A 20,110-nucleotide genomic window follows, 5' to 3' on the forward strand; every position below is an offset into this window, starting at 1 on the left:
TTGCTGGTTTTTAGCGTAATTAAATTATCAGAATAAGTAGCTCTCATCATAATTCGTAATTAAAAAACACATATAAAAAGACTTAACGCTAGGTGTTGGATGTATTGTTATTTATACCAAAAATTCTTAAATCTGCTTTTAAGAAATCAACAAATTGGCGTGCTGTGCGTCCAGAACGACCATTGTGACGAGTTGCCCATTGTAATGCTTGAAATTCCAAATCTTCTTGGGTAATGTTAATTTCAGCTTGTGCGGCTAGATGCTGTACAATCATCAAATAAGTTTTCTGATTGGCTGGTTCAAAGGTCAAGGTTAAACCAAAGCGATCGCTAAACGAAAGCTTCTCCTGCATCGTATCCCAAGCATGGATTTCCTCGTTATCCTTGGGGGTAGGTCTATCCACAAAAAACTCCCGAATCAAGTGACGGCGATTGGAAGTAGCATACACAACTACATTTTGAGGACGTGCGGTTAAATTACCTTCTAAAACTACCTTGAGGGCTTTAAAAGCATCATCATCTTCTTCAAAAGAAAGATCATCGACAAAGATGATAAATTTTTGTGACACTCCCCGTAAATGTTCCACAATTTTTGGTAAGTCTTTTAAGTCAGATTTTGCCACTTCCAATAAGCGGAGGCTGCGATTGCTATATTCATTCAACAAAGATTTCACTAAAGAAGATTTGCCAGAACCGCGACTACCGTAAAGTAATACATGGAGTGCCATCTCTCCTGATAACAAAAACTCTGTATTTTTGAGCAAAGCATCTCTTTGAGACTCGTAACCGACAAGCGCACTTAGCTTAATCGGGTCAGAATACCGAATACCAATAAACTGTCCAGCTTGCCAGCGTAAAGCGCGATATTCTGCAAATAAACCAGAGCCATATTGCCGATAATAAGCTGCTAACTCTTCTACAGCATCACCCCAATTATCTAACTCTTGTAGATATGTAGCGAACTTTGTCTCTACTCCTACCAATTCTTGCTCTTTATACCATATTACTGGTGAAATCGGCATATTAGCTATGCCTTGTATCCACTCACTCAAAGAAGCGCTGCTACATTCATAGAGACTTTGCAATATTTGTAAATCATGCTGAACTGCTGCTACTAAAGCTGGGGGTAAATCTTCAAATTCTCGTAGTTGGGCTAGCTTTGTAAAGGGATTCTCAGAGAAAAGAAGTTGAGTAATTAAATAGTCTTCCCAGTTTTGATTTTTAGCAGCCAAAGCGTGGAAGTAACTGCCGTAGGCTTGGAGGCAACCCCGTGCATCGGCGTCAGTATAACGTATAGCTTGCAACAGTTCCAGAAATGCCATCCCCACTTCGCCTTGCAGAACAGATTGGTACAGTAAAAGTGAGGCTGCTTGGCGCTGGAGATATTGAACCTTTGTATATGAAGAAGTACTTGCCATTGGCATCCCTTGATTATCCATCAATTAACTGTGTGGTATAGCTAAATAGCTATGGTAAATTGTCTGCTGACCTGGCATTAAAGTCAAAATCTACATGGGTTTCAACAATGAATTTAGGTATAGTTGCTGCTTTTGCCTACGGCATATTAGCGATCGCTGGTGGCATTATTGGCTACATTCAGGCTAGAAGTAGGGTTTCACTCTTAAGTGGTAGCATTAGCGGTTTATTGCTAATACTTGCGGCTTACTTTCAACTCCAAGGGCAAACCTGGGGTTTGATTTTAGCAGTGTTAGTTACTGGTGTTTTAGTGGTAGTCTTTGCATTTCGACTGGCTAAAACACGCAAGTTTATGCCTGCGGGATTAATGACGATTTTGGGTTTGCTGGCATTGGTGCTGATGGTAAATCAAATGGTGGCGAATTGAGGGTTGAAGACGAATTGAGGAAATTTAAAGGCAAAGGGAAGGCAGCGCAGTCTTGGGGGTTTCCCCATGAGCGACTGCCGTCGCGGAGGGAAACACAAAGGTACGCTGAGAATTCGCTACGAACTAGGGCAATCCTGTAGTTAGCGCAAAATCTGGTCAATCATCCGGTTTGCCTGGGAAGCATAACCGCCGCCAAATAAATTGAAGTGATTCAAAATGTGATACAGGTTATAGAGCGTTTTTCTCTGCTCATAGCCTGGATCTAAAGGAAAAACTTCGTTGTAACCTTTGTAAAATGCTGCGGGAAACCCACCAAACAATTCTGTCATGGCAATATCAACTTCGCGATCGCCAAAATAAGTTGCAGGATCAAAAATCACGGGTTCTCCTGATGCTGTACACCCAGCATTTCCGCCCCATAAATCGCCATGTACTAAAGAAGGTTGCACCTGATGATTCGCCAATAGTTCAGGGATAGCTACGAGTAATTTTTCTTGCTGAGGGAAATTTCCTCCCCGTCGCCTTGCCAACTGAAATTGATAACCCAGGCGATGTTTAATATAAAATTCTGCCCAGTCTGCTGTCCAAGTATTGATTTGGGGCGTTGAACCAATGGTATTGTTAATTTTCCAACCAAAACCTTCGCTACTGCTAGCTTTATGCATCGCCGCTAACTTGCGCCCCATCTCTTCCCATGAATTGCTGTTACCGCTACCAAGTTCTAACCATTCCAACACGATGTAACTAGAATTCTCAGCTACACCCCAGCTTAGAGGTTTTGGGACGCGAATACTAGCTGTAGCTAGCATTTCCTTTAAACCCAATGCCTCAGCCTCAAACATCGCAATTTGGGATGCTTGATTAAGCTTGAGGAAGTAGGTTATCTCACCATTAGAAACAGCATAACCTTGGTTGATGCACCCGCCACCAACCGATCGCCGTTGCTGACTCTGAAATTTTTCGCCCGTCACCTGGCTAATATGAGCATCGATTTGAGTCCACATCATGCAATTTTGGATTTTAGATTTTGGATTTTGGATTAGTAACTGGACATTGGGTATTAGTTATTAATTCTTCTCGTCTTCCCAATGCCCAATGCCCAATGCCCCATGCCCAATTTTTAATTTACGGCTTGACGATAACTACACCATAAGCATCTGGAGAAAGATACTCTTTGGCAGCTTGCATCAAGTCAGTTGCATCTTGGCTCTGAATCATCGCTGGGTAGTTAAAGGCGGGTTCCAAATCTCCCACCAAAGACTGATAATAACCATACAAATTAGCGCGATCGCTTGGTGTTTCATTGCCAAAAATAAATCTGTTAGCGACTCGCCGCCCCACGCGGGCAATTTCTGATTCTGTGACTAACTCGGTTTGGACTTGGCGAATGTGTTGTGCGATCGCATCCTCTACTTGTGCTAAATTTTCTACTGCACATTTAGCTGAAATATAAAATGTCCCTTGCAGCTGATTGCTCATGTTGCTCACAGAAATTGAAGAAACCAATCCCCGTTCTTCTCGTAAATCCCTCACCAGTCTTGATGTCCGTCCATGTCCCAAAATTCCTGCTAAAACATCCAGTCCATAGGTGCGATCTAAGTGAGTCATTCCTGGAACCCGCCAAACCATCACTAGCCTTGCTTGCTGGAGACTTTCATCTATAAATTCTTGACGGACAATTTCTGTAAATGCTGACTCAGGATTTAATGGTGAGTGGGGATTTGGTACAGACGCGATTAATCGCGTCTGTGCTTGGGAGTCGGGAGTTTTAGTGGCTTTTGTAAATCCTTCGGCAATGGTTGCAATTAATTCTTCTACAGGCAAATTGCCCACAGCTACAGCAGTAATTGACTGAGGTTGATACCAACTAGCATGAAAATCCCGCATCTGCTGGGGTTTAAGTTCGGCAATCACCGATTCTGGCCCCAATACCGCACGGCGATAAGGTAACTCATCAAAGGCTGTCTCCATCGCCCGTCGAAATGTCCGGCGCTGGGGATTATCCTCTGAACGCCTAATTTCTTCTAAAACTACTAATCGCTCACGTTCAAAAGCATCATCAGGAATACTAGCATTAGATACTACATCTATTTGTAGTGGAGCAAGCTCGGCAAAATCTTTGGGTGCAGTGGTTATATAATAATGAGTATAATCTTGGCTAGTAGCGGCATTGGTAACAGCACCCCGCTCTTCAATTCGACGTTCAAATTCGCCGCTAGCTAGTTGTTCTGTTCCCTTAAAAATCATATGCTCTAGAAAGTGAGCCATGCCGTTAAGGGCATCAGATTCTACTGCTGAACCAACTTTAATCCATACATTCAGGTTTACAGCTTCAACTGGCATCTGTTCAGCGATGATTGTCAAACCATTGGGCAATTGATGCAGGGTTGGGGTATTAAGACGAGGAAATTTCCGCAAGGTTGAGGTCATTGGTACTTGTATGAGGAGTTATGTTACTCCTTTATCTTATCCGTGACCGAAAATCATAGAGCGCAAGCCCCTGTTTTCAAGAGCCAGGGCGAAGGTGATTCGCGGCTACACAAACTTTCGTCCACCTCCGCGGACTAAGAAAAAATTGAGTTTTTGTAACCTGCAAAGGCGGGTAAAACCTTGTGTAGACTCGGTGTCAGCTTAAGTTGATACCCATGTACAACTGTGCGCCTCTACATTTGTCTGCGATCACATCACTCTATTTAACGAGAGTAAGGGTTATTGAAGGTTTCCCAAGCAGCAATAGCCGCCTTTTGCAGGCGAAAGCTGAAGTCTACTACATCTTTCATCATTAAGTGCCAGTTTCTCTCAGCTTCGTCCTGAATTATCCCCCACGAGTCTTCTAAGCGATCGCGTTCCATCAGTTTCCTTCCTTCAATTAATTCCCGTGCTTGACGCACAGCTTTCAAATACGTTTCACGCGTCAGAGTACTCGCCGAATCAGCTTGAGTGCGTCTTTTTAGCGCCTCAATCAGCGCTTTGATTTCACGCTTCACTTCATCACTTTCGCCAGCCATTTCGGTTTCTATTAGTTCGTCGCTTTGGGAACTAATTCCTCCAATTACTATGGATTTGGTAGATTCAATTGCTCTGGGTTTAAAGGATTCAATGTTGTTAGCAGTCATAGTTAAATATCCTTAATTGCAAACCTTACTCTGGGATAAAAACTGCACTCTATAGTGATAATCAGTAGTCATTGTTAATTTCACAAACGACAAATGACAAATTAATAAGCTTTTGTTGGCAGTTGTTGCTCTAATTTAAGCAATGCTGCAACTCGCACTTCTGTAGCAGGGTGACTAGAGAACAAGTTACCCAAAAACTGTCCAGAGATGGAATTGATAATTAATAACGGCTCATAAGCTGGATTAGCATTTAAAGGCATCTGCTTTGCCGAGGCTTCTAAGCGTTGTAATGCCCTGGCTAAGGCACGGGGATTACCAGTTAATCTAGCAGAACCTGCATCAGCCGAGAATTCTCGTGTGCGGGAAATTGCTAGCTGAATAATCGTTGCAGCCACAGGTGCAAGCATTACTGTTAACAAAACTCCCAAAGGATTTGCCCCTCTGTTGTCATCTCGTGAACCACCGCCAAACCATAAGCTGTAACTGACAATTTGCGCTAGGAATGAGATAGCACCAGCAACAGTAGCAGCAACCGCTTGTGTGAGGGTGTCACGATTAATAATGTGGGTGAGTTCGTGGGCGATAACGCCTTCGAGTTCATCCTCTGGTAATATATTCAAAATTCCTTCGGTGACAGCCACAGCAGCGTGTTCGGGATCGCGCCCTGTAGCGAAAGCGTTAGCACCTTGGCTTGGGACAATGTAAACTTTGGGCATAGGAATATGAGCGCGATCGCTCAATCTTTGCACCATCCGATAAAGTCCTGGTGCTTCTCTTTCACTCACAGGCTGGGCGCGGTATACTGCCAGCGCAATCTTATCTGATTGGTACCAGGAAAATAGGTTTGTTATTGCTGCAAAGCCAATTCCGATTATCAACCCACTATAACCGCCAATTACCCAGTAACTAATTGCGATCAAAAGACCACTTAGCATCGCTAGCAAAGCAGCCGTTTTCAATTGATTTGTCATATTTTTGCTCTCCTGCTAATGCTGTATAAATTTTTTAGAAACCAGCATCAATTAAGCCACACTTTGATTGTATCCAGATAAACTTAGATATATGGTATAGAAAACCTATCAGATAAGTACGGTTTTCCTACTTAACTTTTCTAAATACTAATTTAGTTTTTTTCGCTCCGTTGTCTATTGGTAATAAAATAGATATAAAAAACGCATCTATCTATAGGAATAAGTTGTTGATATAGGCAGTAATTACAAGTACGATGCGATCGCCATTAATTTAGATCCGGTTACTTATAGAGGTTCTGAGTTTATCCCTTGTACTTCATACGCCTTGCGGTATTAAGAATGTAGATGTAGCAGATATTTCGTGAAATACTATAATTGCAGTCAGCTAAACAGGGAATATGCAACTACAAAAGAAATTTTTCAGATGTGGTTCAAATACTTGAATTCTGCTGTAAAGTCAAATCAATGGCGATGGAGCTCGCCAAAACCGCCTTTTCAGTCCCCAAAATCATCACTGAAAGGCTGATGGCTCCTACTTTCTTCGCTGACTGCGGGAGAGTAGGGCTTGGCTAAATGCATTACCTGACTCCCCTGTAGAAAGTATAAGTCTACAAATCGCGCCTCAAGGAGTCATGGGATGTTGTCCAGTGTATTTATGAAACAGTTTCGTCAATTTGAACCGTTTATTGCATTACCACACTTAATTAAGTGGTTGCCTATTTCCGTTGTAGTTGGTATTCTTGCTGGAACAGCTTCTGCGGCTCTTTTGGCATCATTAGAATGGGCAACTGATTGGCGAGAATCCCATCGCTGGATCATCGCCTTGCTGCCACTTGGTGGCTTTTTGAGCGGTTGGATTTATCATCAATTCGGTCGGACTGTAGAAGCTGGAAATAACCTTTTACTTGAAGAAATCCATAACCCCAAAAATATTATTCCCTTTCGTATGGCTCCTCTTGTTTTGCTAGGAACAGACCTCACCCATTTATTTGGAGGTTCAGCCGGTCGTGAAGGTACAGCATTACAAATGGGTGCTTCTTTGGCTGACCAATTAACTAAAATATTACATTTTAAAGGAGCCAATCGGCGAATTTTATTAACCGCAGGTATCAGTGGAGGATTCGCTTCAGTTTTCGGTACTCCCTTAGCTGGAACTGTATTTGGTCTAGAAGTTTTAGCAATTGGTAAAATTAATTATGATGCTCTTTTTCCCTCTTTAATTGCTGCGATCGTTGGAAATCAAGTAACCTTACTATTGGGTTTGCATCATACCGCATACCAACACGCGCCGTCTATACCGACGCTCACAATTTGGGGGCTGATTTCTGCCATTATTGCAGGTGCAATTTTTGGAATTGTAGCGAGATTCTTTGCTAAAGTAACTCACCAAATTAGTCAATTTTTTAAAGCAAAGATATCTTATCCTCCAATGCGTCCTTTGATAGGGGGTGCGATGATAGCAGCAATTGTTGGATTGAGTGGCACAACTAAATACATTGGGCTTGGTATCCCTACTATCGTTGATTCCTTCCACACTCAGCTACCTCCTTGGGATTTTGCAGCCAAATTAGGTCTGACTGCTCTAACTCTAGGAGCAGGTTTTAAGGGCGGGGAAGTGACCCCTTTGTTTTTTATTGGTGCAACTTTAGGTAATGCTTTGTCGTTGCTTTTAGCATTACCTTCACCACTGTTAGCAGGAATGGGATTTGTTGGTGTGTTTGCGGGTGCAGCAAATACACCTTTGGCATCAACCTTAATGGGAATTGAATTATTTGGTTTGGAATCAGGGGTATTTATTGCTATTGGCTGTGTAGTGAGCTATTTATTTTCAGGTCATTCGGGAATTTACTCATCACAGCGTATCGGGTTAAGTAAATACTCTGCTGTATATTTAGAAGAAGGAATAACTTTGGCTAATTATGGACGACAAAAAGTTGAGCCAAAAATTGATTTACCTGATGATGGCGAAGAAGGTGGAAGTAATTCTCAGAAATAATTTTTTGATGTAATTAATGGATAATTGGAAAAGTGCGTAGTTTACCGCCGTAGGCATCGCATAGTCAGAGTAGTCATGTATGCGCGATAACCGCTATGCTTAACTTATATATAGGACTCCGATTATATTTTTGAAAACATCCTGAGACTGCAAAGCCCGTTTTATCAGGGTTTTATCTAAAATATTGTTCAGAAATCAGACAGGAGTCCTATATTTGTAAAATGCTCACAAATATGGTGTTTTGGATAAAAATTTACTATGCTCATAGAGTTTAGTATTGGTAATTACCGATCCTTTAAGGATAAAGTCACTTTTAGTATGGTAGCTGCCAATATTGTTGCGAAAGAAAAAGAACTTGATGATAATAATGTTTTTGCACTAGATGATGACCTCAAATTACTTAATAGGGCTGTGATTTATGGTGCTAATGCCAGTGGTAAAAGTAATCTTCCAAAAGCTTTGAGCTTTATGAAGTGGTTTATGATCAATTCCTCTAAAGAGACTCAAAGTACTGAAAAAATAGGAGTTGAGCCGTTTGAGCTAAGTACAGAAACTGAAGCAAAACCATCTTTTTTTGAAATTGTGTTTCTATTAGATGGTACAAAGTATAGATATGGGTTTGAAGCTAATCAAAAAAGGGTTATTTCTGAGTGGCTATTTTACGTTCCTAAGACAAACCAAACTCGTCTTTTTGAGCGAGTTTCTGACGGAAATTTACGTAAGATAAAATATCTATCTAACATATTCAAAGGTAAGGGTATTTACCCAAAAACTAGGAAAAATGCACTTTTTCTATCAGTAGCTGCTCAATTCAACGTTGAAATAGCTGAGAGAATACTAGATTGGCTTACAAAACAAGTGAATATAGTTTCAGGTTTAGACGATCAAGATCATTTGAGTTATACACTAAACTCTTTAGTAGAAAATAATGATAATAAATCAGAAATTATTCAGTTAATTAAAAAACTAGATTTAGGTATTGAACAAATCAGAATTAAGGGAGCTTCAATTAAGACTGGGCATAAAAAATTTAATAAGCAAGGTAATTATGTTTCTAGGAAATTTTTTGATTTAGATAGTCAAGAGTCGGAAGGAACTAAAAAAATAATTTCTATTGCTGGACTTTTAATAGATACTCTTAAATATGGCAAAGTTTTAATATTTGACGAATTTGATGCGAGACTTCACCCACTAATCAGTAAAGCAATTGTTGAATTATTTAACTCCAAAAATACAAATTCTAATAACGCACAATTAATATTTATGACTGATGACACCAATTTGCTCAGTAATAAACTCTTTCGCAGAGATCAGATTTGGTTTACTGAAAAAAATAAATATGGTGCTACAGATTTATATTCATTAGTTGAATATAAAATACCAAATGATGCTTCTTTTGAAAGTGATTATATCAAAGGCAGATATGGTGCTATTCCATTTATTGGTGACTTAAGTCAAATTCTTGGTGAGCCTGATGCCTAAAAACCGTGGCTATGCTGATAGAAAAGTTGAAACAAGAGAACTTAGGCAAATATTTTTAATTATTTGTGAAGGTGAAAAAACCGAGCCAAATTACTTCAAGAGCTTTCGCGTTCCCACGACTGTCAAGAAAATTGATGTTAGAGGATTTGGATACAATCCAAGTAAACTAGTACAAGAGGCGAAAAAATTAAAGGCTGAAGAAGATTACGATCAAGTTTGGTGCGTATTTGATAGGGATGATTGGCCTAAGCAAGATTTTAACAACGCTATTGCAAACGCTGAAAGAGAAGGATTTAAAGTTGCTTATTCTAATGAAGCTTTTGAATTATGGTATGTATTGCATTTTGAATTTTTAAATACTGGACTTCCTCGCAAAGATTACATCGATAAGTTAGAGAACGATAAATTACTTGCACACAAATATAAAAAAAATAGTGCAACAATCTATGAGGAAATAGAAAATCGGCAATCTACTGCCATCAAACACGCTAAAAGTCTTCTTAAGCAATATAACCCTTCTAATCCAGTAAATGATAATCCTTCAACAACAGTACATCTTTTAGTTGAGGAGCTAAATAAGTTTATTCGATAATGCTTATCTTTGAGATTACATTAATTATTTTTTACATCATCCAGTGGCTACTTTATTATTTACTAAATCATCGCTTCCAATTCTTCCAAAGCTTGAAAACTTCCTACTTGCCAACTACGTTCCACAGCAGCCGGGATAATCTCAGTAAGAGCTATATCCTCAAAATTAGGACTAGTATTAGATTTTATGTATTTCCCATCTCTCAGCAAATAAATAGAAAGGTTTCCACTATCGTAAACCCATAATTCTGGGACTCCAATGGCTTCATAAGCATCAAGAGTAGTTTTCGATGTGACATCAGTCTCAATCGCTAAATCTGGCGGCGGATCATCAGGTTGTAAGCGGCGATGACCAATCATTTGTTGATAATTCTGAATATAAAAGCAAGCATCAGGTTCAACTCCTGCTACACCTTGCCGTTTAAAGGTGGTGGAACCAAAAGGTTGGTATCTAATATCTTTAGCCTTCAGCAATATTTTGACAATATCAGAAATTAAATCTTTGGGTATTTCATGTTCTGGTAAAGGAGCCATAATTTCTAAAGTACCCTGGCTATAGGCAATTCGTATAGTTCTTTTTTCTCCCAATTCTTGTAAAATAGATTCAAATTCTTCCCAGCTAACATCTGGAATAGTCACCGTGCTACCAGGTGCTAACTGCATCTGGCTAACAGGCTTGAAAACGGGGATAGCAGCAGTCATAACCAAAATATAAGTAAGCTGAATCTCAATAATTATCTATCAGGTTGCGGTGGAGAATACAGCCCACCGTAACCTTTAGATTAATAGAATGAGTTTAACAAAAGCGGCTAAAAGCGATCGCCTTACATTTTAAACTTCTCAGTAATCCGCTTCATCGCCTCTTCGACGTTCTCCCGGCTATTAAACGCTGATATGCGGAAGTAACCTTCACCCGCAGCACCAAAGCCAGAACCAGGTGTGCCGACAACATTGACAGTTTGCAGCAGCTTATCAAAGAATTCCCAACTGGATAAACCATTAGGCGTTTTTACCCAGACGTAAGGTGCATTCACGCCACCATAAACTGATAATCCGGCGGCTGTGAGTTTCTCGCGGATAATTTTGGCGTTTTCTAGATAGAAACTAACTAGTCCTTTGATTTGTGTCTGTCCTTCTTCAGAGTAAACCGCTTCGGCTCCCCGTTGGACGATGTAAGAAACACCATTGAATTTGGTAGTCTGGCGACGATTCCACAGTTTCCAGAGTTCCACATCGGAACCATCGGCGGCTTTTCCTGTGAGTGTCTTCGGTACTACGGTTAACGCGCAACGGGTTCCCGTAAAACCTGCATTCTTGGAAAAAGACCGAAATTCGATCGCAACTTCTCTTGCACCTTCAATTTCATAAATTGAGTGGGGAATCGACGGATCGGTAATGTAAGCTTCGTAGGCTGCATCAAAGAAAATAATCGAGTTATTAGCTTTGGCATAGTCCACCCATGCTTTGAGATATTCCTTGGTAGCAGTTGCGCCAGTGGGATTATTGGGAAAGCAGAGATAAATTAAATCGACTTTATTTGAGGGAATCTCGGCGGTGAAGTTGTTTTCAGCCGTAATTGCTAGATAAACTAAGCCTTCAAACTCGCCTTTATCGTTAGCATCTCCCGTATTTCCCACCATAACGTTAGTGTCTACATATACGGGATAAACGGGGTCAGTCACGGCGATGATGTTGTCATGACCAAAGATTTCCAGAATGTTACCTGTGTCGCACTTGGAACCATCGGAGATAAAAATTTCTGAAGCATCGATCGCTGCTCCCCGTGCTTGGAAATCGTGAGTAGCAATTTTCTCTCGTAACCAAGCATAGCCTTGCTCTGGACCGTAGCCTTTGAAAGTATTGCGATCGCCCATTTCTTCCACAGCTTTAATCATCGCTGTCCGGCAAGCCTCCGGCAGAGGTTCGGTAACATCGCCAATGCCCAACCGGATGATTTTAGCATCAGGATTCGCTTCTGCAAAGGCATTCACCCGCCTAGCAATTTCTGGAAACAGGTAGCCCGCTTTCAGTTTCAGGTAGTTGTCGTTAATAGTTGCCATGTGTAGATTATGAAAAACGCCCTCAAACAGCTTACTGCTAATTTATGAGAGCGGGGAGTAAGAATTTTAGATTTTAGATTTTGGATTTTAGATTGAAATTTAATCCAAAATTTAAAATCCAAAATCCAAAATTGAATTGCCCAATGCCCAATTAGATATTTACTGGCTGTTTACTATTTTCTGATGTTGTAATAACTGTTGCGATCGCCAATTCCTGAGTGGGTGGGGATTCTTGTCCTGTAATCAATCTGGCTCCGCGACTACGGGTGAAATAGTTCCAAGCCCACTTAATCATCACTACTAATTTGTTGTCAAATTCAATTAAGAAATAAATGTGAATCAACAGCCAAAACAGCCATGCAAAGAAACCTTTCAGCTTGATAAAACCCAAATCTACCACAGCAGAGTTGTGCCCAATCATCGCTAAACTACCGTGATCAACATAAGAAAAGGGTGGCAAACTGTTACCTGCAAGCCGATGCTGGACTAGTTCTGCGACATATTCTCCTTGTTGCTTCGCTACAGGTGCAACACCAGGTAGGGGTTTCCCATTTTGATGAGAAAAATTTGCTAAGTCGCCTATTACAAAAATATTGGGATGTCCCTTAATAGTTAAGTCAGATTCGACGATAATCCGCCCAGCGCGATCGCACTCAGCATCTGTATGTTCTGCTAGCACTTTTCCCATTGCTGAAGCTTTCACACCTGCTGCCCATAATACCGTTTTTGAGGCAATTTCTTTAACTTGATCGCCTTGTTTGAGGGTAACAAGATCATTTTCAATATTCGTTACCAGCGTTTTTGTCTGGACAATCACCCCCAACCGCGTTAAAGATGCTTCGGCTTCTTGTGATAATTCTGGTGCAAAGGGTGGCAGAATGCGATCCAGACCTTCTAATAGCAAAATCTTAGCTTCCGATGTGTCGATGTTGCGGAAATCTTCTTTGAGAGTTTGGTTTGCCAATTCTGCGATCGCGCCTGCTAATTCTACACCAGTTGGACCACCACCAATAATTACAAAAGTTAACCAAGCACGGCGTTTTACTGGATCAGTTTCTTTTTCTGCGGCTTCAAAAGCTGTAAAAATCCGGCGACGCATTTCTATGGCATCTTCTACAGTTTTCAAACCTGGGGCGAATTCTTCCCAGTTGTCTTTGCCAAAGTAGGAATGCTTGGCACCTGTGGCGACAATTAACGTATCGTAAGCTATTGCTTTGTCGCCCACAATCACTTTTTGCGCTTCTGGATCTATATTATTCACCTCTCCCAGCAACACTTTCGTATTCTTGCTCTTGCTGAGTACAGAACGCAACGGCGAAGAAATATCCGCAGGAGATAACGCACCTGTGGCGACTTGGTATAAAAGAGGTTGAAATAGATGAAAGTTACGTTTATCAATCAGAGTAACGTTTACTGCCGCTTTCGCCAGTGTTTTTGCCGCATAAAGTCCACCAAAGCCACCGCCAACAATCACTACTTGATGGGGTGGATTATTGTCAAGTGAATTTTCCATAAGAAATATTATCCTGTATTCTGTCTATTGTAACTATTCTTAACAAATTTGTATCAAATTTGTCATCAGATATTTTGTATTGCTCTTTACATTTGAAGAATGATTAAAGTAATCAAAACTACAGGATAAACAGAACTTTTCTAGATAAAGGCGCAGACAATAAGAGTTGGGAATATTTGAATTGTTCTTTACTTGTGTAAATTTCTCAAAGGTAGATGTAGGATTTATGTAACTTCACCCAGAATTAGTTGATTCTGGTGTTTTTATCAAACGTGGTGAATGAGTTCGCCGCCAACGGGAAAAGCCATAGACAAGAGCAACAAAAATTAACAAATAGGGACTGTAAACAATTAACCAAATACCCAGCTTGAGTAAGCCAATGGAAAATGCACTCAAAGAGTGGGTAGAATTGTTCCAAGTTTCCTGAACTTGCAAACCAAAGGCAGGTTGGGGACTGGTGCTAGAAACTGCTGCTTCTAGGTTCAGTGTAATAGTGGAATATGCAACTTGATTTTGTAGGCTTTTGAGTTGGGCATTAATTTGTTCTATTGTTTGGCGGACATTATTCAATTCTTGAGCAACACTAAGCACATCTCTAATGGAACCCGCCCGATCCATAATTTTTTGCAAATTGACTTCAGTTTTCTGCAAATTAGTTAATCTAGCTTGGAAATCCACCAGGCGATCGCCCACATCTTCGGCAGTGATATTACGACTCTCGACAGTGCCCAATTTAGCTAGTTGTTCTAAGGTAGATTCCAGCAGGTTCTCTGGTATCCGCAATTGGATTGTTGCTGTGTAACGCCGATTGTCGTTTTTGGGTTGTTGTTCTTGCAACCCGATCAAATCCCCTTGCTGTTTATTGATAATTTGCGAAACAGCATCAATACTCTTATCTACAGAGTTGACAGTCAAAGACATTGCTGCCTTCTTAATGAGTTGGGGACGAGAACGGGCTATTGGTGCAGCTTCCGTCTTTTGAGAAATACTGCTTTCACTAGCAGGTGCCATTGCTTTATTTGCCGCGCCATCGGCTGCAACTTGAGGTAAAGCCTGATTTCCTGACTGATGGGAAGCGGCGCAACTGGTGAAAATCACCCCTCCTAATAACGCACTCACAAATAAAGCAGATGTGCGCGGTAATTTAATTGAAGCGTACATAATCTACCCCCAGATGGATGAAGTTAAACCCAGTATTACTGAAGAAAAACTCAAAGCCTGGATTGTTGCGATTTATGTAACAGAGTTAGTCATTAGTTATTTGTCATTCCCTCTTGCTCCCTGGCTTCACCAGCCCGTGAGTTAAAACGGATAAATTCAGTGACAACTCTCACCGCTAAACGGAGTACCGTTTTAGCGGGAGTACCCCGCAGTTGGGATGGCTCACAGTTCATCGGAAATCGAAGGGTTTAAGACCTGTAACATTACACATAGCTTAAATTTCAGTCTGGGTTTAAATCCCTGTCTGAAATTGTCTAAAATGTTTGAATTTTGAATTTTGAATTGTTATATCATGTCCCCCAAATTACCCATAATAAAAGAACCTCACCCCCAGCCCCTCCTCGCTTGCCAGGGTGGATTAATTGTCATCCTAGAAAAATTGAAACCCTTATTCTTCCGTTCATGAATCGAGTTACCCTGTTAGCAGACTGACGAGGTTACGGGGATTCCAAATTTTCTCTCTACACAATTAATCCACCCTGCCAGCCCCTCCTCGCTTGCGGGGAGGGGAGACAAAGCACAGCTTTGGCGGGGTGGGGTTCTTCGGGTTTAATGAGCAATCAAACGGACATAATATTAACAGTGGTTACTCAATTTGAGGTACAATCAAAAGTCTGCTAATTGATGATGCTTGCTGACAGGAGATGCTTCTATGGCCCGGATGTATTATGACGAAGATGCCAATTTAGACCTTTTGGCTGGAAAAACTATTGCTATTATCGGCTATGGTTCCCAAGGTCATGCCCACGCTCTCAATCTCAAAGATAGTGGTTTGAATGTGATTGTGGGATTATATCCGGGTAGTAAGTCAGTAGCAAAAGCTGAAGCTGCTGGGTTAACTGTGAAAAATGTTGCAGATGCTGCCAACACTGCTGACTTCATCATGATTTTGTTACCTGATGAAGTCCAAAAAACAATTTACAAAAACGAGATTGAACCAAATCTGCAAGAAGGGAATGTCTTAGCCTTTGCTCACGGTTTCAATATTCACTTTGGGCAAATTGTACCACCAGATAACGTAGATGTGGTGATGATAGCGCCCAAAGGACCGGGACATATAGTACGGCGGACTTATGAACAGGGTGAAGGCGTACCAGCGCTGTTTGCAGTTTATCAGGATGCCAGTGGTCAGGCACGCGATCGCGCGATGGCATACGCTAAAGGTATCGGTGGTACTCGCGCTGGTGTTCTCGAAACTACTTTCCGCGAAGAAACCGAAACAGATTTATTTGGCGAACAAGCGGTATTATGCGGTGGTTTGAGTGCTTTAATCAAAGCCGGATTTGAAACTTTGGTAGAAGCTGGTTATCAACCAGAATTGGCTTATTTTGAATGTCTGCATGAAGTCAAGCTGATTGTTGACTTGGTTGTGGAAGGTGGTTTAGCGAAAATGCGCGACAGCATTTCTAACACTGCTGAATATGGCGATTATACCCGTGGCCCGCGAATTGTTACCGAACAAACCAAAGCTGAAATGCAAAAGATTCTCAGCGAAATTCAATCTGGGCAATTTGCACGGGAATTTGTTCTGGAAAACCAAGCTGGTAAACCAGGATTTACCGCCTTGCGTCGCAAAGAAGCTGAACACAAAATTGAGGAAGTTGGCAAAGATTTACGCGCTATGTTTAGCTGGTTGAAAAAAGCTTAACCAAAAATACCCGACTAAGTTGTGTGGAGGAGCCGAACAACTGAAGTCGCGGCTATATTAAACCAATTCGCAATTTGCAATTACGTTTGGTGACGGAGATTTAGACTCCGACACCAAACGCTCTGCTTAGGAACGTGGATTAAATAAAATGCAAAACTTTATCCTATCTCTAGCTTCCCTCTCCTTTATAAGGAGAGGGATTGAGGGTGAGGTAAGCCAGGGAGAGGGATTGAGGGTGAGGTAAGCCAGGGACATAAATTGTATGTTATTTAATTCTGATTCCTTAGTAGTTGTTATGCAACTTAAACCCCTAAAATTGCTTAACATATCAGGAGCGTCTGAATCCCCATCCAATTATTCCTTCAGCATAGCTGCCTCCTTCAAGATATCTATAGCAATCCGAATTGAAACGTGAGAAAATACTGAGATTAAAAGTACGTATTTTCATGCTTTTCAGCGATTTTCTCTCTCACGAATGATTAGGATTGCTATAGTTATGAAAAAGCTAAAAAAAATCGCTTTAATAAGTGCTGTTTTAGCGATCGCACTCGGTATAAATATTTCGGCTCAAGCTCAAGAAAAACGCCTACTGACGCTTGAGGATCAGTTTGCCTTTCGCCAAATTAGCGATCCCCAACTTTCTCCCACTGGAGACTGGATTGCTTACACAGTAACTAATACCGATTTTAAAAATGATACACAAGATAAACATATTTACATGACTTCTTGGGATGCTTCCCGAACGTTACATTTAACTAACGGTAAAGATAGTGAATATAACCCTCGGTTCAGCCCAGATGGGAAGTATCTAGCTTTCACCTCCAGCCGTGAATCTGGAAAACAGCAAATTTGGTTGCTCAACCTAGCAGGTGGTGAAGCCGAAAAAATATCCGACTTTGCTGGTGATGTTAGCGATTTTGTCTGGTCTGGTGACAGTAAACGACTAGCCGTAATTGCCTCTGAACCAGCCCCAGAAACTCCCTTTAATGGCAAAACCCCATCACCGATTGTTATCGATCTGTTTCACTTCCAAGAAGATGGTGTCGGTTTTATCGACAAAAGTCGAGAACATCTTTATGTATTGGACTTAGCAACTCGCAAAACAGAGATTCTCACCCCAGGTTCATTTAATGAGTCTTTACCTGCTTGGTCAAGTGATAGCAAAAATATTGCTTTTGTGAGCAAACGCGGTGAAAATAGCGATCGCAACAATAATTGGGATCTTTATGTCATCGCTGCCCAACCTGGAGCAAAAGCCCGCCAGCTAACCACTTTTCCTGGGCCTGATAGCGATCCTGATTGGGGTAGCCGTCCAGCTTGGAGTCCAGATGGGAAGTCAATTGCCTATCTTCAAGGAGGTTCACCCAAACTCATTGAATACGCAGTTTACCATCTAGCGGTGATTTCTGCCCTTGGCGGCACTCCGCGTCTACTGACTTCTAGGCTTGATCGCAATGTTGTCAAACCGCACTTTACAAAAGATGGAAAATCAATACTGTTTTTAATCGAAGATGATGGCAACGTTCACCTTGCAAAGATACCCGTAGCTGGTGGCAAAATTGAGCGATTGTTAGCAGGAAGGCGAAATATTAGTAACTTTGATTTAGGACGCGATGACAAAATCGCTTTACTTTCTTCAACGCCACAACAACCAAATGAAGTCTTTGCCTTCAAAGGTAAAGATTTACGTCCATTGTCGCACCAAAATGATCAGTTGCTAGCTCAACTAAATTTAGCAACTACAAATGAAATCACCTTTAATAGTAAGGATGGAACAGAAATTCACGGTTTTCTCGTCAAGCCACCTAACTTTCAGTCAGGGAAGAGATACCCGACACTGCTGATGCTGCACGGCGGACCTGTGGGGCAGTTCACAAATCAGTTTATGTTTAATTGGCAACTGTTTGCGGCCAAAGGCTATGTCGTTGTCGGTGTTAACCCACGCGGGAGTTCAGGAAGAGGTGAAGCCTTCTCCAAAGCGATTTATGCAGACTGGGGAAACAAAGACGCTCAAGATATTATTGCCGGTGCTGATTATGCGATCGCTAGCAAAATTGCTTCGCCATCGCGTTTAGGAATTGGTGGGTGGAGTTATGGGGGGATGTTAACCAACTATACTATTGCTCAAGATACTCGCTTTAAAGCCGCAGTTAGTGGGGCTAGTGAATCAAATATTCTGGCGACCTATGGTACAGATGAGTATATTTATGACTACGAACAGGAGTTAGGCGTACCGTGGAAGAACCTGGATACATGGCTGCGAATTTCTTTCCCATTTCTTCACGCTGACCGAATTGTGACACCGACAATATTTCTGGGAGGTGACAAGGATGGTTCTGTACCACTGCTAAACTCTGAACAGATGTATCAAGCCCTGAAAAGTCTCGGAATTGATACTCAGTTAGTAGTTTATCCCGGACAGTCCCACGGAATCAGCAAACCGAGTTATCAACGTGATGTTCTAGAGCGTTATTTAGCTTGGTATGATAAATACTTGATCCCCTCAACCGCAACTACTGGAAAATAGTCTTGAAGAAAAATTCAGTGTTCTTCTGGAAAAGAAAAAGCAGAGGTATTTATCAAAGGTCAAGCTAGGGGTGAGAAGTTAAATGTTGTGGTTGAGTTGGGAATTAGCGATCGCATAGGGGATTATTCGATTATTAGTAAATTAAACCTCACCCTGCCTCCGGCTTCCCTCTCCGTGAGTTCGGAGAGGGATTGAGGGTGAGGTTTGATCTTATATTTAATTACGACTACCTACTTAAAAATTGAACTACCCAGTCAACCTAATTCATAATTACGAATTACGAATTACGAATTAGTGTCAACTTCCTCCCACATTCATTGCTGCTAGAACAGCCTTCTGGCTCACATCTCTGTAAACCGTATTCAAATACTTCATTACCACATCAGTCGAAGTTGAATTTACTGCATTTTCCTCTTCCTTGGCTAGGGGAATTGCTCCTAATACATCTAATATCGTCTCGCTGCTGGAGGGCACAATCACTACCAAGGTTGACTCTAGTGGCTCATTGTATTGCCAGAAAGAGTCAATTTTTACCGAGTATTTGTTATTAGGAATTGACTGTTGAACATCAAGAGTTTGTGTAGTATTGGGTTCAATCTTGGCACTACGTAACTGACGCAAATCGCTGATGATTTGCTCTTTGGTACGTCCCCGCAATTGAAATAGTATAAAGGGGTCTTCACTGAAGCGATCGCCTAACTGATAGTATACCGCACCAATGTGTTTACAGGGATTTGCTTTATCAGGACAAGAGCATTTACTCTGAATATCGGCAAGGGTAAAAGGAAATATTGAAAGACCATTAGCCGTGAACACTTCTTCTATATTTTGTGGCATTTCTCCTGCTAAAAGTTTGGCAGCAAAAATAGACCTTTGAGACATGGTTTCAATTACATAACTCCATTGCTCATCACTAAAGGGTTCAAGGGAAAGGGAAACTTTATAAGGTTCGATTTCACTACCTTGCACCCTAGCCAATACTTTTGCACCTTTAAACTCAATGCTCAAAACATTTCCTTGACGAGCATAATTTCTTGCACGTTCCAAACGCTTTTTAAAACGATAGGAATCTAGTAAATCTAGCCATTGCTGTGACCACCATTCGCGGCTTGCTTGTAATGTGTAATTAGTCATAATAAATTC

Annotated in this window: 18 protein-coding genes and 1 riboswitch; of the genes, 7 read left to right on the top strand and 11 right to left on the bottom strand. The window is 41.2% G+C overall.

Annotated features, from left to right (window positions below):
- Positions 1–88: 88 nt before the first annotated feature.
- Positions 89–1,438 carry an ATP-binding protein gene (locus tag V7K31_RS12145; RefSeq protein ID WP_335094584.1) on the bottom strand — a complete coding sequence of 450 codons (1,350 nt, stop codon included), beginning with the start codon at positions 1,436–1,438 and terminating at the stop codon, positions 89–91.
- Positions 1,439–1,524: 86 nt separating this feature from the next.
- Between V7K31_RS12145 and V7K31_RS12150 the strand changes: the two genes are divergently transcribed.
- Positions 1,525–1,842: a TMEM14 family protein gene (locus tag V7K31_RS12150; RefSeq protein ID WP_335094585.1), complete on the top strand. Its 318-nt coding sequence runs from the start codon at positions 1,525–1,527 to the stop codon at positions 1,840–1,842.
- A 140-nt stretch (positions 1,843–1,982) separates the two neighbouring features.
- On the opposite strand, the gene V7K31_RS12155 is transcribed toward V7K31_RS12150, so the two are convergent.
- Positions 1,983–2,846, bottom strand: coding sequence for a fructosamine kinase family protein (locus V7K31_RS12155; RefSeq protein ID WP_335094617.1), 864 nt, complete (start codon positions 2,844–2,846; stop codon positions 1,983–1,985).
- A 23-nt stretch (positions 2,847–2,869) separates the two neighbouring features.
- Here V7K31_RS12155 and V7K31_RS12160 point away from each other — a divergent pair, with 23 nt between their 5' ends.
- Complete coding sequence (locus tag V7K31_RS12160) at positions 2,870–2,995, top strand: hypothetical protein (protein ID WP_335094586.1); 126 nt, start codon at positions 2,870–2,872, stop codon at positions 2,993–2,995.
- Here V7K31_RS12160 and V7K31_RS12165 read toward each other — a convergent pair.
- The 3 genes from V7K31_RS12165 to V7K31_RS12175 all read right to left on the bottom strand — a co-directional run bounded on the left by V7K31_RS12165 (position 2,968) and on the right by V7K31_RS12175 (position 5,929).
- Positions 2,968–4,272, bottom strand: a complete 1,305-nt coding sequence (locus V7K31_RS12165; protein WP_335094587.1) for a M16 family metallopeptidase — start codon at positions 4,270–4,272, stop codon at positions 2,968–2,970. The two genes, V7K31_RS12160 and V7K31_RS12165, sit on opposite strands and share 28 nt — an antisense overlap.
- A 263-nt stretch (positions 4,273–4,535) precedes the next feature.
- On the bottom strand, positions 4,536–4,958 hold the full coding sequence (locus V7K31_RS12170; protein WP_335094588.1) for a hypothetical protein: 423 nt from the start codon (positions 4,956–4,958) through the stop codon (positions 4,536–4,538).
- Between the two features lie 101 nt (positions 4,959–5,059).
- Positions 5,060–5,929, bottom strand: a complete 870-nt coding sequence (locus V7K31_RS12175; protein WP_335094590.1) for a zinc metalloprotease HtpX — start codon at positions 5,927–5,929, stop codon at positions 5,060–5,062.
- 458 nt (positions 5,930–6,387) lie between these two features.
- A riboswitch (Fluoride riboswitch) is annotated at positions 6,388–6,471 on the top strand.
- Positions 6,472–6,584: 113 nt separating this feature from the next.
- Here V7K31_RS12175 and V7K31_RS12180 point away from each other — a divergent pair.
- The 3 genes from V7K31_RS12180 (at position 6,585) to V7K31_RS12190 (ending at position 9,999) form a co-directional block, all read left to right on the top strand.
- Positions 6,585–7,925: a voltage-gated chloride channel family protein gene (locus V7K31_RS12180; RefSeq protein ID WP_335094591.1), complete on the top strand. Its 1,341-nt coding sequence runs from the start codon at positions 6,585–6,587 to the stop codon at positions 7,923–7,925.
- A 318-nt stretch (positions 7,926–8,243) separates the two neighbouring features.
- Positions 8,244–9,407, top strand: coding sequence for an AAA family ATPase (locus V7K31_RS12185; protein ID WP_335094593.1), 1,164 nt, complete (start codon positions 8,244–8,246; stop codon positions 9,405–9,407).
- Positions 9,400–9,999: an RloB family protein gene (locus tag V7K31_RS12190; protein WP_335094595.1), complete on the top strand. Its 600-nt coding sequence runs from the start codon at positions 9,400–9,402 to the stop codon at positions 9,997–9,999. The genes V7K31_RS12185 and V7K31_RS12190 overlap by 8 nt, the downstream gene beginning before the upstream one ends.
- Positions 10,000–10,061: 62 nt before the next feature.
- Here V7K31_RS12190 and V7K31_RS12195 read toward each other — a convergent pair whose 3' ends face one another.
- The 5 genes from V7K31_RS12195 to V7K31_RS12215 all read right to left on the bottom strand — a co-directional run bounded on the left by V7K31_RS12195 (position 10,062) and on the right by V7K31_RS12215 (position 14,965).
- The gene (locus tag V7K31_RS12195) at positions 10,062–10,700 is read right to left on the bottom strand and encodes a Uma2 family endonuclease (RefSeq protein ID WP_335094596.1); all 639 of its coding nucleotides are present in this window, start codon (positions 10,698–10,700) and stop codon (positions 10,062–10,064) included.
- Positions 10,701–10,822: 122 nt separating this feature from the next.
- Entirely contained in the window at positions 10,823–12,058 is a 1,236-nt protein-coding gene (locus V7K31_RS12200; protein ID WP_335094597.1) for an LL-diaminopimelate aminotransferase, read from the bottom strand.
- Between the two features lie 151 nt (positions 12,059–12,209).
- Complete coding sequence (locus tag V7K31_RS12205; protein WP_335094598.1) at positions 12,210–13,571, bottom strand: NAD(P)/FAD-dependent oxidoreductase; 1,362 nt, start codon at positions 13,569–13,571, stop codon at positions 12,210–12,212.
- A gap of 234 nt (positions 13,572–13,805) precedes the next feature.
- Positions 13,806–14,732 (bottom strand): DUF4349 domain-containing protein, encoded by a 927-nt coding sequence (locus V7K31_RS12210; protein WP_335094599.1) that lies wholly within the window; start codon positions 14,730–14,732, stop codon positions 13,806–13,808.
- A 92-nt stretch (positions 14,733–14,824) separates the two neighbouring features.
- A complete protein-coding gene (locus V7K31_RS12215) occupies positions 14,825–14,965 on the bottom strand; it encodes a hypothetical protein (protein WP_335094600.1) in 141 nt (46 codons plus the stop codon).
- 479 nt (positions 14,966–15,444) lie between these two features.
- Between V7K31_RS12215 and ilvC the strand changes: the two genes are divergently transcribed.
- Together ilvC and V7K31_RS12225 are read left to right on the top strand one after the other, a co-directional pair.
- A complete protein-coding gene (ilvC, locus tag V7K31_RS12220) occupies positions 15,445–16,440 on the top strand; it encodes a ketol-acid reductoisomerase (protein WP_335094601.1) in 996 nt (331 codons plus the stop codon).
- A gap of 496 nt (positions 16,441–16,936) precedes the next feature.
- Complete coding sequence (locus V7K31_RS12225) at positions 16,937–18,967, top strand: S9 family peptidase (RefSeq protein WP_335094602.1); 2,031 nt, start codon at positions 16,937–16,939, stop codon at positions 18,965–18,967.
- A gap of 297 nt (positions 18,968–19,264) precedes the next feature.
- On the opposite strand, the gene V7K31_RS12230 is transcribed toward V7K31_RS12225, so the two are convergent.
- Positions 19,265–20,101, bottom strand: a complete 837-nt coding sequence (locus V7K31_RS12230) for an SWIM zinc finger family protein (protein ID WP_335094603.1) — start codon at positions 20,099–20,101, stop codon at positions 19,265–19,267.
- Positions 20,102–20,110 lie beyond the last annotated feature (9 nt).

Origin of the sequence: Nostoc sp., assembly GCF_036917675.1 — a bacterium.
GTDB lineage: Bacteria > Cyanobacteriota > Cyanobacteriia > Cyanobacteriales > Nostocaceae > Nostoc.

Bases quoted from the DNA above. Each gene is read 5' to 3' on its own strand.
- V7K31_RS12145 (WP_335094584.1), bottom strand. From the start codon at position 1,438: ATGGATAATCAAGGGATGCCAATGGCAAGTACTTCTTCATATACAAAG.
- V7K31_RS12150 (WP_335094585.1), top strand. From the start codon at position 1,525: ATGAATTTAGGTATAGTTGCTGCTTTTGCCTACGGCATATTAGCGATC.
- V7K31_RS12155 (WP_335094617.1), bottom strand. From the start codon at position 2,846: ATGTGGACTCAAATCGATGCTCATATTAGCCAGGTGACGGGCGAAAAA.
- V7K31_RS12165 (WP_335094587.1), bottom strand. From the start codon at position 4,272: ATGACCTCAACCTTGCGGAAATTTCCTCGTCTTAATACCCCAACCCTG.
- V7K31_RS12170 (WP_335094588.1), bottom strand. From the start codon at position 4,958: ATGACTGCTAACAACATTGAATCCTTTAAACCCAGAGCAATTGAATCT.
- V7K31_RS12175 (WP_335094590.1), bottom strand. From the start codon at position 5,929: ATGACAAATCAATTGAAAACGGCTGCTTTGCTAGCGATGCTAAGTGGT.
- V7K31_RS12180 (WP_335094591.1), top strand. From the start codon at position 6,585: ATGAAACAGTTTCGTCAATTTGAACCGTTTATTGCATTACCACACTTA.
- V7K31_RS12185 (WP_335094593.1), top strand. From the start codon at position 8,244: ATGGTAGCTGCCAATATTGTTGCGAAAGAAAAAGAACTTGATGATAAT.
- V7K31_RS12190 (WP_335094595.1), top strand. From the start codon at position 9,400: ATGCCTAAAAACCGTGGCTATGCTGATAGAAAAGTTGAAACAAGAGAA.
- V7K31_RS12195 (WP_335094596.1), bottom strand. From the start codon at position 10,700: ATGACTGCTGCTATCCCCGTTTTCAAGCCTGTTAGCCAGATGCAGTTA.
- V7K31_RS12200 (WP_335094597.1), bottom strand. From the start codon at position 12,058: ATGGCAACTATTAACGACAACTACCTGAAACTGAAAGCGGGCTACCTG.
- V7K31_RS12205 (WP_335094598.1), bottom strand. From the start codon at position 13,571: ATGGAAAATTCACTTGACAATAATCCACCCCATCAAGTAGTGATTGTT.
- V7K31_RS12210 (WP_335094599.1), bottom strand. From the start codon at position 14,732: ATGTACGCTTCAATTAAATTACCGCGCACATCTGCTTTATTTGTGAGT.
- V7K31_RS12215 (WP_335094600.1), bottom strand. From the start codon at position 14,965: ATGAACTGTGAGCCATCCCAACTGCGGGGTACTCCCGCTAAAACGGTA.
- ilvC (WP_335094601.1), top strand. From the start codon at position 15,445: ATGGCCCGGATGTATTATGACGAAGATGCCAATTTAGACCTTTTGGCT.
- V7K31_RS12225 (WP_335094602.1), top strand. From the start codon at position 16,937: ATGAAAAAGCTAAAAAAAATCGCTTTAATAAGTGCTGTTTTAGCGATC.
- V7K31_RS12230 (WP_335094603.1), bottom strand. From the start codon at position 20,101: ATGACTAATTACACATTACAAGCAAGCCGCGAATGGTGGTCACAGCAA.